Raw genomic sequence first — 14814 nt, 5'->3', positions numbered from 1 at the left:
CAACCATACGGCGGCTCAATCGTGTAAGAAATCCAGGTGACCAGTAGCGCAAGCGGCGGCCCCGAAAAGGGAATTCTGATCGTCGGCGGGGGGCTGGCAGCCGCCCGGACCGCCGAGCAACTGCGCCGGGCCGACTATGACGGCCCGCTGACCATCGTCAGCGATGAGGTGCACTTGCCGTACGACCGGCCGCCGCTGTCCAAGGAGGTCTTGCGCAGCGAGGTCGACGACGTGACCCTCAAACCGCGTGAGTTCTACGACGAGCACGACATCACGCTGCGGCTGGGGTCGGCGGCCACCAGCCTGGACACCGCGGCGCAAACCGTAACCCTCGACGACGGGAGCGTGCTCGGCTACGACGAGCTCGTCATCGCGACCGGTCTGGTGCCGCGGCGCATTCCGGCGTTTCCCGATCTGGACGGCATCCGGGTATTGCGTTCGTTCGACGAAAGCCTCGCGCTGCGCCGGCATGCCTCCGCCGCGCAGCGCGCCGTGGTGGTCGGCGCCGGATTCATCGGCTGCGAGGTGGCGGCCAGCCTGCGCGGGCTGGGCGTGGATGTCGTGCTGGTGGAGCCGCAGCCGGCGCCGCTGGCGTCGGTGCTCGGCGAGCAGATTGGTGCACTGGTGGCCCGGTTACACCGCGACGAGGGCGTCGACGTGCGCACCGGGCTCGGGGTGGCCGAGGTCCGCGGCGACAAGCACGTCGACACCGTGGTGTTGACCGACGGCACCGAGGTGTCGGCCGACCTGGTGGTGGTCGGCATCGGCTCGCGGCCCGCGACCGAGTGGCTCGACGGCAGCGGCATCGAGGTCGACAACGGCGTGATCTGCGACGCGGCCGGGCGCACCAGCGTGCCGAACGTTTGGGCGCTCGGCGACGTCGCGTCCTGGCGCGACCCGACGGGACACCAAGTGCGCGTGGAACATTGGAGCAACGTCGCCGAACAGGCCCGGGTGGTGGTGCCCGCGATGCTCGGGAGAGAAACGCCGTCGAACGTCGTCGTCCCGTATTTCTGGAGCGACCAGTACGACGTCAAGATTCAATGCCTGGGTGAGCCGCTTGCCACCGACATCGTGCACCTCGTCGAGGACGACGGTCGCAAGTTCCTCGCATACTACGAACGCGACGGCGTGGTCGCCGGTGTGGTCGGCGGCGGCATGCCCGGCAAGGTGATGAAGACCCGAGCCAAAATCGCTGCCGGAGCACCGATCTCGGACGTGCTTGACTAACCCACACCGTCGAGCGTCGACTTCCTGTGCTTGAAACCCATTATTTTCCACAATAACTCGACGTTCGTGCGGGGAGGAACACCCTAATACCAGATCACAGGTGGGCCGTGCGGCGAACACTCGGCCAGCAGCGTGTCGTCACCGTCCGGCCAGATGCGGGCCCGGACGACGAACTCGATCGGCGAGTCGGGTGCTCGCCGCTGCGGCTCGAGCGCCAGATGCACGAACGGTGCGGCAAATCGGGCTTGGGCTGCCAGCGCGTCGATCCCGGTCTGGACGCCGGCCTGCTCGTCGGCGGAGAGGTACTGCCACGTGATGGAGTGCCACAGCACGGTCGTCGCGCCCTCGGCGACGTCGAGACTGGCGACGGCGTCGGCAGCGTTGCGGCGGTGCAACGGTGCCGGAACGCCCCGGGCGATCTCGATCGCGCCACGCAACCGATCCAGCCGCGCGGTCATGTCCGGCCAGACGTAGCTGAGCAGCGTGAGTTCGCCGTCGTGGGTGGTGGCGTCGAGCGGGGCGATGTCGAAACCATGCCGTTCCTCGATGTGCAGGGCAGCGGGTGCAGGCAGTCGGCCACGCCACGCGTCGTCGATGGTCACCGGTGAGTCGGCCGGGCCCCAGTGCTCGTCAGGATAGCGGTAGCAGTAGTGGTCGGCGCGCAGGTTCAGCCCGGCGCTGCATCCGATCTCGAAAAGCCTTATCGGCAAACCGAATCGGCGAGCCAGTATCAGCAGGGCGCCGATCAGAGCGGCGGAACGGCCCACCTCGTTGGTCTGCGGCGGGTGATCGAGGGCGGCGCGCAGTGCCTCGGCATGGTCGGAGGCGGCCAACTTGACTTCGGGCCACGCCGCTTCGGCGTCCCACTGCCCGCCGGTACTCGGATACCAGCGGCGCAACGCCGGTGCCCGGGCGTCGAGCACCAGCCGGTGTAGGCCTCCGAGCAGACGCAGCGGCAACGCTTGGCGGACCGGATCATTTTCGTGCCCGGACAGAATCTCGGAGAAGATCCCGCGGGCCTCCACGTCGGCGCCCACTCGATCCAGCAGGTCGCCGTACATCGGCGAACCGAGGTCCGCGCACGCCCGCCCCTGCAGTCGGAGGGACCGCGTCAGGCGGCTCTCGGGAGTCATCTGTCGAGCTCGTCGAGTCCGGCCCGGACGACGTCGAAGGCGTCCCCGAGCGCCTGCGGCAGCGGCACCGATTCGTCGTTCAGCCAATGCGCGTAGGCGCTCAATGCGGCGCCGAGCATCATCCATGCGACCGTCTGTGGCAACAGGTCATAGGTCCCGAGGCCGATTCGGCGTCCCACGAACTCTGCGATGACCTCCCGCCAACCGGCATACATGGTCATCGAATACGCCTGCAGTTCAGCGGTTTGCAGGATCACCCGCATCCGCTGCCGGTGCCGCACCGTCTCGGAGTCGTCAAAGGTGTTGAACGCCAACAGTGCCGCGCGCAAGGCCTCACCGAGCGGCACGCCGGGGTCGACATCGTCGAGCACCGCACGCAGGTGCTGCAGATGAGCGTCGAAGTCGCCCCACGGGATCGCGTTTTTGGAGGCGTAGTAGCGAAACAGCGTGCGGCGGGCGATGCCGGCGGCTTGTGCGACGTCGTCCACGCTCACCTCTGCGAAACCGCGGTCGGCAAACAACCCCAGCGCGACGTCGGTGATGTGGTGCGGCGTCGTCGAACGGCGCCGGCCCACCCGCGATTCAGGCTGCATGCGACCCCGCTCTTCCATTACGGCACTCGATGCCATATTCTGTCGAAGATTCTGACCAGCTCGACGCGACTTGTCGAGCCCCGATTACGAGAGGCAACGTCATGGAGCCGAACCAGCAGAGCGACACCGAGACCGAACTGGTCACCGAGACCCTGGTGGAAGAGGTGTCCATCGACGGGATGTGCGGGGTCTACTGAGCGTGGCCGCGCCGAGCGGTTTCGACGCCGACTTGGGCTGGCGACTACATCCGCAAGTGGCGGTGCGGCCGGAGCCATTCGGCGCGCTGCTGTATCACTTCGGGACCCGCAAGCTGTCGTTCCTGAAGAACCGCACCATTCTTGCGTTGGTGCAATCGCTGGACGACTACCCCGATGTTCGGACCGCCTGTCGCGCCGCCGGAGTCGACGACGCCGAGCAACGCCCGTACTTGCACGCGCTGGGCGTGCTGGCCGGCTCCAACATGCTGGTGCCCAAGGAGAATCAATGACATCGGTGCTGCCGCGGCTGGTCGAGCAGTTCGAACGGGGCCTGGACGCGCCCATCTGCCTGACCTGGGAGCTGACCTACGCATGCAACCTGGCATGTGTGCATTGCCTGTCATCGTCGGGTAAGCGCGACCCACGCGAACTGTCGACGCAGTCCTGCAAGGACATCATCGACGAGCTGGAGCGCATGCAGGTGTTCTATGTCAACATCGGCGGCGGGGAACCGACTGTGCGCCCGGACTTTTGGGAGCTGGTGGACTACGCCACCGCCCACCATGTCGGCGTCAAGTTCTCGACCAACGGGGTGCGGATCACCCCCGAGATAGCCGCCCGGTTGGCCGCCAGTGACTACGTCGACGTGCAGATCTCGCTCGACGGAGCGACCGCTGAGGTCAACGACGCCGTCCGTGGCCAAGGGTCATACGCGATGGCGGCGCGTGCCCTGGAAAATTTGGCCGCCGCCGGATTCACCGACGCCAAGATCTCCGTGGTCGTCACCCGCCACAACGTGGACCAGCTCGACGAATTCGCCGCGCTGGCACGCCGTTACGGGGCAACGTTACGAATCACCCGGTTGCGACCGTCCGGACGAGGCGCTGACGTCTGGGACGAGCTGCATCCCACGGCCGAGCAGCAGGTACAGCTGTACGACTGGCTGGTCGCCAAGGGTGATCGGGTGCTGACCGGTGATTCGTTCTTTCACCTGTCGGGACTCGGCGAACCGGGCGCGCTGGCAGGCCTGAACATGTGTGGGGCGGGCCGGGTGGTATGCCTGATCGACCCGGTCGGCGACGTGTACGCCTGTCCATTCGCCATCCACGACCGCTTCCTGGCTGGAAACGTCCTGTCCGACGGCGGTTTTGACCAAGTCTGGAAGAATGCTCCGCTGTTTCGGGAGCTGCGCGAACCGCAGTCGGCAGGCGCCTGCGGCAGCTGCGGACACTACGACAGCTGCCGGGGCGGATGCATGGCGGCCAAGTTCTTCACCGGCCTGCCGCTCGACGGGCCTGACCCGGAATGCGTTGAAGGCCACGGTGTTCCGGCTTTGGCACGCGAACGCCTCAAACCCCGTCCCGGGGGCGACCACTCCCACGGACGGCGCGCCGGCGGTCCGGTTCCGCTGACCCTGTCCACGCGCCCACCGCAACGTCTCTGCAATGAAAGCCCGGTCTAGCCGTGGCCCGTGTCGTCTGGTTCGAGACGGTCGCCATCGCCCAGCAACGGGCAAAGCGGCGACTGCCGAAGTCGGTCTACTCGGCGTTGGTCGCTGCCAGCGAAAAGGGGCTGACCGTTTCCGACAATGTCGAGGCGTTCAGCGAGCTCGGTTTCGCGCCTCACGTGGTGGGCGCGATCGAAAAGCGCGATCTATCGACGACCGTTATGGGACAAGATGTTTCGTTGCCCGTCATCATCTCGCCGACTGGCGTGCAGGCGGTCGATCCGGACGGTGAGGTGGCAGTCGCGCGCGCGGCGGCCGCCCGCGGAACAGCGATGGGTTTGTCGTCGTTCGCCAGCAAGCCGATCGAGGACGTCGTCGCCGCCAACCCCAAAGTATTCTTCCAGGTGTACTGGCTGGGCGGGCGCGAGGCGATCGCCGAGCGCGTCGAGCGGGCGCGGCAGGCCGGCGCCGTCGGGCTGATCGTCACCACCGACTGGACGTTCTCGCACGGACGGGACTGGGGCAGCCCGAAAATCCCCGAACAGATGAACCTTCGGACCATCCTGCGGATGTCGCCGGAGGCGATCACCCGCCCGGCGTGGTTGTGGAAGTTCGGCAAGACACTGCGTCCACCCGACCTGCGGGTGCCCAACCAAGCCAAGCGCGGCGAACCCGGCCCGCCGTTCTTCGCCGCCTACGGCGAATGGATGGCGACGCCGCCGCCGAGCTGGGATGACATCGCGTGGTTGCGGGAGCTATGGGGCGGTCCGTTCATGCTCAAGGGCGTCATGCGTGTCGATGACGCGAAAAAGGCTGTGGATGCTGGTGTTTCGGCGATCTCGGTATCCAACCACGGCGGCAACAACCTGGACGGGACACCGGCGACGATTCGCGCACTGCCCGCGGTCGTCGAGGCCGTCGGCGACCAGATCGAAGTGGTGCTCGACGGCGGTATCCGGCGCGGCAGCGACGTCGTCAAGGCGCTGGCGTTGGGAGCGCGCGCGGTAATGATCGGCCGCGCGTATCTGTGGGGCCTCGCGGCCGCCGGGCAGCCGGGTGTCGAGAACGTGCTCGACATCCTCCGCGCGGGCATCGACTGCGCCCTGATGGGGCTGGGGCGGGCCTCCGTGCACGACCTCACTCCGGACGACATTGTGGTCCCGCCCGGGTTTGCTCGGGCGCTGGGTGTGCGCGGTGCGGGCGACACCTGAGCCCGCCGCGCGCCGAGACCAGCGAGCCGCCTGATACTCACGTGGCGGACGTGGCGCGGCGACCGGCGGTCCGGGGCGGCCAGGAGCGGAAAAAAATTTTGTCGAGAGAGCCAACAACCGATGCACGCCAGGTGAATTCGTCTTACCATCGGCAAGTGCCCGTCCCTGGAGACCTCGGGGGCTCGACGTCGAGCCAGCTGCTGAGCATGTCGTTGGCCGTGATGATCCCGCTGGGCTCCACAGAACAGCACGGCCCCCACCTGCCGCTGGACACCGACACCCGCATCGCGGCTGCCGTCGCCCGCGGGGTCGCTGCCCGCCTCGCGGGTACGCCTGCGCCGAGCTGGCTGGTGGCACCGGCCATCGGCTATGGCGACAGCGGCGAGCACCAGAGCTTCCCCGGAACAATCTCCATCGGCACCGACGCGCTGACCACGCTGCTGGTGGAGTACGGCAGGTCGGCCACCTGCTGGGCACAACGGCTGCTGTTCGTCAACGGCCACGGCGGCAACGTCACCGCCCTGAACCGCGCAGTGGGCCTGCTGCGCTCAGAAGGCCGTGACGTCGGCTGGTGCAGTTGCCTGGCCAGCGGAGCCGACGGCCACGCCGGCCACACCGAAACCTCGGTCTTGCTGCACATTTCACCGGCCGACGTGCGAGCCGACCTGCGGCGGGCGGGTAACGGTGCGCCATTGTCCGAGCTGCTTCCGTCGATGCGGCGCGGGGGTGTCGCGGCGGTCAGCGAGACGGGCGTACTCGGTGACCCGACGACCGCGACCGCGGCAGAAGGGGAGCGGATCCTGGCAGAAATGGTCGACGGCTGCCTGAGCCGGATCGCGCGGTGGGCGCCCGCGGCGGACGGGATGCTGACATGACCCAGACCCGGCTGCCGGATGGGTTTGCTGTGCAGGTTGACCGACGCGTCCGGGTGCTGGGCCGCGGCTCCGCTTTGCTGGGCGGGTCGCCGACCCGGCTGCTGCGCCTGGCGCCGGCCGCCCAGGACTTGCTCGCCAACGGTCGCCTTCAGGTCCGCGACGCGGTGAGCGCGGAGCTGGCCCGCACGCTGCTGGATGCGACAGTGGCCCACCCGCGGCCAGCCGGCGGGCCGTCGCATCGCGACGTCACTGTCGTTATTCCGGTGCGGGACAACGCATGTGGCCTTCGTCGGTTGGTGGCATCGTTGCGTGGCCTGCATATCATCGTCGTCGACGACGGGTCGGCGAACCCGATCGAGCCAGCCGACTTTGCGGATGCTCACTCTGACATCGAGGTGCTGCGCCATCCGCGCAGCAAAGGGCCGGCGGCAGCCCGCAACACCGGCCTGGCCGCCTGCACGACGGACTTCGTCGCATTCCTGGACTCCGATGTGGTTCCGCGGCGCGGTTGGCTCGAGGCCCTGCTCGGCCACTTCTGCGACCCGACCGTCGCGCTGGTAGCCCCACGCATTGTCGGGTTGGCGCAAAGCGACCATTTGGTGGCTCGCTACGAAGCGGTGCGCTCATCACTTGACCTCGGCCAACGCGAGGCGCCCGTAATCCCTTATACCCCAGTCTCATACGTGCCGAGCGCGGCAATCATTTGTCGTCGCTCCAAAATGTGTGAAGTCGGCGGGTTCGACGAAACCATGCGGTCCGGTGAAGATGTCGACCTGTGCTGGCGGCTCGTCGAAGCCGGTGCCCGCCTCCGCTACGAGCCAATTGCATTGGTGGCACACGACCATCGCACGGAATTACGGGATTGGATTGCGCGCAAAGCCTTTTACGGAGGGTCCGCTGCGCCGCTGTCGGCGCGGCATCCGGACAAGATGGCGCCGCTGGTGATTTCCGGCTGGGCGCTTGCGGCGTGGATCCTGATGGCGATCGGCTCGGGGCTGAGCTACCTGGCATCCCTGCTCGTCGCCGCCGTGACGGGTCGCCGAATCGCTAAGGCCATGCAGGGGGATGACACTCAGATCGGTGACGTTCTGGTGATAGCGGCGCGCGGGTTGTGGTCGGCGGCGCTGCAACTGGCGTCTGCGATCTGCCGGCACTACTGGCCTGTGGCATTGGTTGCCGCCATCATGTCGCGGTACTGTCGCCGGGTCGTCGTGATCGCTGCCATCGCCGACGGCGTGGTGGACTGGGCCAACCGCAGGGCATCCACCGGCGACGACACCAGACCGATCGGGCTGCTGACCTACCTGGTGCTCAAACGGGTGGATGACCTGGCCTACGGCCTCGGACTGTGGTACGGCGTGATGCGGGAGCGCAATATCAGACCGCTCAAGCCGCAGATTAGAGTCTGACTCTCCTTGACCGCCGCTGGCCCGCACAGCGATGTGCTGATCATCGGTGCGGGGAGCGCTGGATCCGTTGTAGCGGAACGGCTTTCTGCTGACCCGGCCTGTACCGTGACGGTGGTCGAAGCGGGCTTCGGCGTGGCTGATCCCGCAGTGCGGGCACAGATCGCGAACGGCCTGCAGCTGCCGATCGGGGCGGCCAGTCCGCTGGCGCACCGCTATGTGACCACGCTTACCGAGCAATGGGTGCGACGAGCGCATATCGTGCGGGGGGCCGTGGTGGGCGGCTCCGGGGCGGTCAACGGCGGCTACTTCTGCCGGGGGTTGCCGCGCGACTTCGACGGCATCGGTCTGCCGGGCTGGTCGTGGTCCGATGTGCTGCCGCATTTCCGGGCGATCGAAACCGACCTCGACTTTCGCAACGAACTGCACGGCGAGCATGGTCCCATCCCTGTTCGTCGCATGCATGAACTCAGCGGCAGCACAGCATATTTCGTTGACGGTGCGCTTCGCGCCGGATATCCATGGATCGACGACCTCAACGGCGATGAGGGCACTGCAGGGATCGGCGCAGTGCCGCTCAACATCGTCGACGGGGTCCGCACGGGCCCGGGAGCGGCCTACCTGCAGCCTGTTCTGGCACGGCCGAACCTGACCTTGCTTGCTTCGACGCGAGTGTTACGGGTGCGAATCAGCGACGGCCGAGCCGTCGGCGTGGACGCGGTCGCCGCCGGGGGCCCGCTGTCGCTGAACGCAGCCCGTATCGTGTTGTGCGCCGGTGCGATCGAGTCCGCGCACCTGCTCATGCTCTCCGGTGTAGGCGACACCTCGGATCTACGCCGCGCGGGCATCCCGGTGCAAGCCTCGCTGCCTGTCGGCAAGCGGTTCGCCGATCACCCCGAATGGGTGCTGCGCACCGACTGGGCGGTAACGCCGAACCGGCCGGTGCTCGAGGTGGTGTTGAATACCGCCGACGACCTCGAGATCCGGCCCTATACCGGCGGGTTCGTGGCGATGGTCGGCGACGGCACACCGGGCCATCCCGACTGGCCGCATATCGGCGTGGCGTTGATGCAACCACGCTCGTGTGGCCGCATGACCGTCGTCTCCGCCGATCCCCGGGTCCCTCCGCATATCGAGCATCGTTACGACCGCGATCCCCAGGACGTCGCGGCATTGCAGCGCGGCAGCGCGCTGGTTCGCGAATTATTCGGGTCGACAACGAAAATCGGTAGTCCAGCGTGGTCGACCTCGCAGCACCTGTGCGGAACCGCGCCAATGGGCACAGAACAGGATTCAGCCGCCGTCGTCGATCAGCGTTGCCGGGTCCACGGTGTCGACGGCCTGTGGGTGATCGACGGATCGGTCCTGCCGACGATTACCAGCCGCGGTCCGCATGCCAGCATCGTCATGCTCGCGCACCGGGCCGCCGAGTTCGTCGTGTGATTCGGCGCACCAGGCGCAGTTGTCGGCCGTCGCGGCCGGGCGCCCAGGCGCCGATCACAAATGCTGCCACCGCGATGATCACGGCCAGCACCAGAAACGACGACTCCATCGCCTGCAGGAACGCGGTGCGGCTGATGTCGGAGAGTTGGGTACCTTGCGAGCCAAGTGTTTTGGAGATCTCGAGCGCCTGGGCCAGCGAATGTGATGCCGGTGCGCGCAGTGGCTGCGGGAAGACCGCCAGATGCGACACGATGAGGTGGCCGTAACGGGCCGCCAGGATCGACCCGGCCAGCGCAATCCCGAGGGCCGCACCCACCTCTCGCGTGGTGTCGTTGACCGCGGAGGCAACCCCCTGTTTCTCGTCGGGCACTGCCGCCATGATGGCCGATGTGCTTGGCGCCGTGCAGAATCCGATCCCGGTGCTGATCACCACCAGCGGCCACATCATGTCCCAGTACGGCGAGTTCACCTCGAGGACACGCACCCACATGAACCCGGCAGATATCAGCAGCAGGCCGGTGAACGTCACGAGTCGCAGCCCCAGCCGCGGCAGATACCAGTTAGACAGCACGGAGAGGGTGAGCATGGGCAGCATCAGCGGACTGAACGCGAACGCCGTCTGAATGGGGCTGTAGCCCAGCACCAGCTGGACGAACTGCATCATCACGAAAAAGAAGCCGAACATCGCCATGAAAAAGATGGTGATCGTGGCCGAGCCGGTGGCGAAGTCCGGCCTGCGGAACAACCGAACGTCCAGCAGCGGATGGCGCCGTCGCACCTCGACGAATCCGAACAGCACCGCCAACACCACCCCGGCGCTCAGCGACCCGTACACAAGTGGGTCACTCCATCCGCGCGCAGGGGCTTCGACCACACCGAAGACGAAAATCGCGACAGCGCCGCCGATCAGCGCCGCGCCGGGCCAGTCCAGGGGCGTGGCCTCCTCGTCGCGTGAGGACGACACCGTGCACGCCAGCACGAAGATCAGCGCCGCAGACCCCGCGAATGCCCAGAAGATGGATTGCCACGGCCAGAAATACAGCAGCGCGCCCGATCCGAGCATCCCCAGGACGCCACCACATCCCGCGACGCCCGCCCAGATACCCACTGCCTTCGTGCGCTCGTCGTTGCGATAAGCCGCTGTCAACAGCGACAAAGTGGACGGCATGATGAACGCCGCGCCCGCGCCGGCCACGCCGCGGGCCACGATGATCTGAAGGGGGCTGCTGAATACCGTCGGCGCCAGCGAAGCGACCGCGAACGTCGCCAGGCCGACCAGCAGTGCTCCGCGCCTACCGTAGCGGTCGCCGATGGCCCCCGCAGGCAACAGCAGGCATGCCAGCACCACCGTGTAACCGTCGACCACCCAGGTCAATTGGGACTGCGTCGTCGAGGTGGCCACCGCGATGTCGCGCAGCGCCGTGTTCAACGCGACCATCGACGCGATCACGAGCGACACGCCCATGCAGGCGACGACCATGGTCCAGATTCGGGCCCGGTTCGAGCCGAGCGCAGTCACGGCCTCGGTACGCTGGTCAGGCCGGATGAAGGTATCGACCATCGCGACGGCCTCGCTTTCGGCATGGGAGCAGTTTCGAGACTAACAGTCTCGTACCGAGACTTACAGTCTTGTTTTCAGACGGGAGGTGGTATCCATCACCGGAAGCAGTACCGATCCCCGCCCGGCGCGTTCTCGGGCTCGTTTGCTCGAAGCTGCCACCGCGCTACTGCGCACGGGCGGCCCGAGTGCGGTGACCGTCGACGCGGTCACTCGAGGGGCCAATGTAGCCCGGGCCACCTTGTATCGCCACTTCCCGAGCGGAAACGATTTGCTGGCAGCGGCTTTCAACAGTTTGATACCTCCGGCGCCCATGCCTTCCGACCAAGGCACGCTGCGCGATCGGCTCATCGAGTTGGTGCTGGCCCAGGGGCAATTGATCGCCGAGGCCCCTGGCATGCTGACGGCGATGTCCTGGCTGGCCCTGGGACCCGATTTGGAGCATTTGCCGGAAGCTCGTCACAAGCGCGCCGCCGACAGCGCGGCGATCAGCACCTTGCGGGAGCGCATTGCCCAGCAGTACGCCGCGCCCTTCGACGCCATTTTCGATAGCCCGGAGGCAGCCGAGCTGGGTGAAATCGACCGGTCCCGTGCCTTCGCGCTGCTGATCGGGCCGCTGGTGGTGGGCCGGTTGTCCACGTTGCCCGATTTCGACTACTCCGAGTGCGCCCGCGCCGCCGTCGATGGCTTTCTGCACGTGCAGCGCACGCAGAACACGTCGCTCAGGAAAGCTCGTAGCGAATCGGCAGATGCTTGAGGCCGCCGACGAACGTGGTGGCAATGAGCTCCGGTTCACCGCCGGGCTCAATGGATTTCAACCGGGGTAGCAGTTCGGTGAAAAAGCTGCTCACCTCCATGCGGGCCAGCGCTGCGCCCAGGCAGAAGTGCACGCCGTAGCCAAATGCCAAGTGCTTGTTGGGATCCCGGCCGATGTCGAAGCTGAAAGGGTCGTCGAACACTTCCTCATCGCGGTTGGCGGAGACGTAGGACAAATACACCGATTCGCCTTTGGCGATCGGCACCCCGCGCACGGTGGTGTCCGCGGTGGCGGTGCGCATGAACTCTTTGACCGGGGTCACCCAGCGGATCATCTCCTCGACCGCGGTCTGCATCAGGTCGAGGTTGTCGGTCAGGCGCTGACGTTGGTCGGGGTTTTCGATCAGCGCTTGTAGCCCACCGGAGATGGTCGCGCTCGTGGTGTCATGTCCGGCGGTGGCGATGATGACGTAGTAGGACGCGGTGTCGACATCCGACAGCGGTTCGCCGTCCACGCGGGCGTTGGCGATCGCCGACGCGAGGTCCTCGGTGGGGTGCTCGCGCCGGGATGCCGTGATGGCATTGAAGTAGCCGAAGAAATCAAGCAGGACACCCATCATCTCTTCCGGGCCGCTGCCGCGGCGGAACTCGGTGTCGTCGCCGCCGAAGAGTTCCTGGGTGAGCCTGAGCATGCGGGGAAAGTCCGATTCGGGCAGGCCCAGTAGTGACAGGATCACGTACAGCGGGTAATTCACCGCGACCTCCTGCACGAAGTCGCATTCGGTACCCGCGGCCGCCATTTTGTCGACATAGCTCTTGGCCAGTTCGTCCACCCGCACCTTGAGCGCGCGCATCGCCTTGGGGCGGAACCAGTCTGCGCCGATCGCGCGCACCACCCGATGTTGCGGGTCGTCCATGTGGATCAGCGTGCGCAGCCCCATCCCGGCCTCCAGTTGCTCGCGCAATGCATCGTCGACGTCTGCCGGCTGTAGCACCGCCCGAGGTTCGTTGATCCACAGATCGTTGGCCCGCTCGATGGCCATGATGTCGGCGTGTTTGGTGATCGCCCAGAACGGCCGGTACGGCGGACAGTCGACCAGCGTCACCGGCGCATGGGCGCGCAGGTGGGTCAGCGCCGCATGCAGCCGCGGCTCGTCGGCGTAGGACGTCGGGTCGGCGAACACCCTCGCGGCTTCGTCAATGATCGGCGTGCTCATGGGCCTCCTCGAAGCGGGCGAGGGCATTTTCTTGACACGTGTCAAGCCAGTCTACGTGATCCCGAAATACCACTGAAGCGGTTTGGCGTGGATACGTAGGCTGTGGTTTCGTGCCGATCCGATTGCCACGTCGCCGACGGGTTCGCGCCGTGCTGGCGGTGGCCGCAGTGTTGCTGATGGGCTGCGGCCCGGGCACCGCACTGACGTCGCGGCGCTCGGAACCCGCCTATGCCGGCCCGCTCGACGCCGGGGTGGTGCGGACGTCGATGGGGCCGGTGCGCGGGCTGGTTGCCCCTGATTACCGGGTGTTCCATGGCATTCCGTATGCGGCACCGCCGGTGGGGCCCCTGCGATGGCAACCACCGCGCCCGGCGCTGCGCTGGGCGGGGACGTTGGACGCCAGTAAGCCTGGGCCGCAATGCATACAGGACACCGGACGTGATCTCAAGGAGGGCAAAGCGACCAATGAGAACTGCCTGACGCTCAATGTGTGGACACCGTCATCTGGGCACGGCGCCACCGAGAAGCACCCGGTGATGGTGTGGATTCACGGCGGCGGCTTCGTCAACGGCAGCGGCGACATCTACTACTCGCGCTGGCTGGCGGGCAAGGGCCGCATTGTCGTCGTCACGATCAACTACCGTCTGGGTGCGCTGGGGTTTCTGGCTCATCCCGCGCTGGGCGCGCCGGGGGACATCGGGAACTACGGGCTGGCCGACCAGCAGGCGGCGCTGCGCTGGGTACGGGACAACATCGGAGCCTTCGGCGGCGATCCGGCCAAGGTGACCATCGCCGGCGAATCCGCGGGCGGCATGTCGGTATGCGATCACCTGGTCGCCCCCGGTTCGGCAAAGCTGTTCCGCGCCGCAATCATTCAGAGCGCGCCGTGTCAGGCGCAGGCCGACCCGGCGACCGCGCAGCGAATCAGCCTGGACTATGCGGCGAAGGCGGGTTGTGCCGACCCGGCCACCGCCGCGGCGTGCCTGCGCGCGCTGCCGGCCACGGCGCTGGTCCCGACACTTTGGTATTCGCACATCGGCGATTCCGACGCGTTGTCCGGTCCGGTCGTCGGGACGACGACGCTGCCGGTGAGCCCGGTGGCGGCGATTGCCGCGGGCAGCGCCGCCCGGGTCCCGGTATTGATCGGCACGAATCACGACGAGTTCACCATGTTCGCGGCGCTGCGTTATCTCCATACGGGCCATGGGGTTCGGCTTGCCGAGTATCCCCACGTGCTGGCGGACATCTTCGGCGCCGACGGTAAGGCGGTGCTCGCGCGGTATCCCCCCGACCACTACGGCGGGGACGTGTCGCTGGCCTACTCCGCGGCGGTCACCGACGGCGTCTTCGCCTGCGTCGCCGACCGAATGGCCGACGCGCTGGGCCGAAGCGCGCCGGTATATGCCTACGAGTTCGACGACCCTCATGCACCGGCGCCAGAGCTGTTGCGGCATGCACCATTTCCGCTCGGCGCCAGTCACTCGCTCGAGCTGCGCTACCTGTTCAATGTGGGAGGCGCGCCACCACTGGATCCCGCACAGCGGGTGCTCTCCGACCAGATGATCAAGTATTGGAGCCAATTCGTGACCACAGGCTCACCGCAGACCGCCGGCCAGCCGGGCTGGCCCGTCATGGGCGGCGACCCCGGTCGGTGGATGTCCTTGCGTCCCGACGGGAGCAGGGTGGTGACCACCTTCGCGGAGTCGCACCAATGCCCGTTCTGGGCGTCGCTGAAGGGCAAATCGTGA

At 67.0% G+C, this 14814-nt stretch carries 14 protein-coding genes; 10 read left to right on the top strand and 4 right to left on the bottom strand.

Going from position 1 to position 14814, the window contains the following annotated elements:
- Positions 1-36: 36 nt before the first annotated feature.
- On the top strand, positions 37-1230 hold the full coding sequence (locus AWC06_RS11015) for an NAD(P)/FAD-dependent oxidoreductase (protein WP_085197286.1): 1194 nt from the start codon (positions 37-39) through the stop codon (positions 1228-1230).
- 83 nt (positions 1231-1313) lie between these two features.
- Here the strand turns inward: AWC06_RS11015 and AWC06_RS11010 are convergent, their stop codons facing one another.
- Both AWC06_RS11010 and mftR read right to left on the bottom strand, forming a co-directional pair.
- Complete coding sequence (locus AWC06_RS11010) at positions 1314-2363, bottom strand: DUF2332 domain-containing protein (RefSeq protein ID WP_085197285.1); 1050 nt, start codon at positions 2361-2363, stop codon at positions 1314-1316.
- Complete coding sequence (gene mftR, locus AWC06_RS11005; protein WP_211281949.1) at positions 2360-2956, bottom strand: mycofactocin system transcriptional regulator; 597 nt, start codon at positions 2954-2956, stop codon at positions 2360-2362. The genes AWC06_RS11010 and mftR overlap by 4 nt, the downstream gene beginning before the upstream one ends.
- Before the next feature lie 101 nt (positions 2957-3057).
- On the opposite strand from mftR, the gene mftA reads away from it, so the two are divergent.
- The 7 genes from mftA (at position 3058) to mftG (ending at position 9535) form a co-directional block, all read left to right on the top strand.
- The gene (gene mftA / locus AWC06_RS11000; RefSeq protein WP_085197281.1) at positions 3058-3153 is read left to right on the top strand and encodes a mycofactocin precursor MftA; all 96 of its coding nucleotides are present in this window, start codon (positions 3058-3060) and stop codon (positions 3151-3153) included.
- On the top strand, positions 3138-3443 hold the full coding sequence (gene mftB, locus AWC06_RS10995; RefSeq protein ID WP_211281948.1) for a mycofactocin biosynthesis chaperone MftB: 306 nt from the start codon (positions 3138-3140) through the stop codon (positions 3441-3443). Before mftA ends, mftB begins: the two co-directional genes overlap by 16 nt.
- Positions 3440-4615 (top strand): mycofactocin radical SAM maturase, encoded by a 1176-nt coding sequence (mftC, locus tag AWC06_RS10990; protein ID WP_085197277.1) that lies wholly within the window; start codon positions 3440-3442, stop codon positions 4613-4615. Before mftB ends, mftC begins: the two co-directional genes overlap by 4 nt.
- A 2-nt stretch (positions 4616-4617) precedes the next feature.
- The gene (gene mftD, locus AWC06_RS10985) at positions 4618-5811 is read left to right on the top strand and encodes a pre-mycofactocin synthase MftD (protein WP_085197275.1); all 1194 of its coding nucleotides are present in this window, start codon (positions 4618-4620) and stop codon (positions 5809-5811) included.
- 131 nt (positions 5812-5942) lie between these two features.
- Complete coding sequence (mftE, locus tag AWC06_RS10980) at positions 5943-6686, top strand: mycofactocin biosynthesis peptidyl-dipeptidase MftE (protein WP_085197273.1); 744 nt, start codon at positions 5943-5945, stop codon at positions 6684-6686.
- Positions 6683-8095 carry a mycofactocin biosynthesis glycosyltransferase MftF gene (mftF, locus tag AWC06_RS10975; RefSeq protein WP_085197995.1) on the top strand — a complete coding sequence of 471 codons (1413 nt, stop codon included), beginning with the start codon at positions 6683-6685 and terminating at the stop codon, positions 8093-8095. The genes mftE and mftF overlap by 4 nt, the downstream gene beginning before the upstream one ends.
- A 6-nt stretch (positions 8096-8101) precedes the next feature.
- The gene (gene mftG / locus AWC06_RS10970) at positions 8102-9535 is read left to right on the top strand and encodes a mycofactocin dehydrogenase MftG (RefSeq protein ID WP_085197271.1); all 1434 of its coding nucleotides are present in this window, start codon (positions 8102-8104) and stop codon (positions 9533-9535) included.
- On the opposite strand, the gene AWC06_RS10965 is transcribed toward mftG, so the two are convergent.
- Positions 9498-11096, bottom strand: coding sequence for an MFS transporter (locus tag AWC06_RS10965; RefSeq protein ID WP_085197269.1), 1599 nt, complete (start codon positions 11094-11096; stop codon positions 9498-9500). The two genes, mftG and AWC06_RS10965, sit on opposite strands and share 38 nt — an antisense overlap.
- Positions 11097-11238: 142 nt before the next feature.
- Between AWC06_RS10965 and AWC06_RS10960 the strand changes: the two genes are divergently transcribed.
- A complete protein-coding gene (locus AWC06_RS10960) occupies positions 11239-11850 on the top strand; it encodes a TetR/AcrR family transcriptional regulator (protein ID WP_227371168.1) in 612 nt (203 codons plus the stop codon).
- On the opposite strand, the gene AWC06_RS10955 is transcribed toward AWC06_RS10960, so the two are convergent.
- On the bottom strand, positions 11816-13066 hold the full coding sequence (locus AWC06_RS10955) for a cytochrome P450 (protein ID WP_085197265.1): 1251 nt from the start codon (positions 13064-13066) through the stop codon (positions 11816-11818). The two genes, AWC06_RS10960 and AWC06_RS10955, sit on opposite strands and share 35 nt — an antisense overlap.
- Positions 13067-13242: 176 nt before the next feature.
- Here AWC06_RS10955 and AWC06_RS10950 point away from each other — a divergent pair, with 176 nt between their 5' ends.
- Positions 13243-14814, top strand: a complete 1572-nt coding sequence (locus AWC06_RS10950) for a carboxylesterase/lipase family protein (protein WP_085197993.1) — start codon at positions 13243-13245, stop codon at positions 14812-14814.

This window comes from Mycobacterium fragae, from assembly GCF_002102185.1.
Taxonomy (GTDB): Bacteria; Actinomycetota; Actinomycetes; order Mycobacteriales; family Mycobacteriaceae; genus Mycobacterium; species Mycobacterium fragae.
This window is presented reverse-complemented; position numbering and strand designations above follow the sequence as displayed.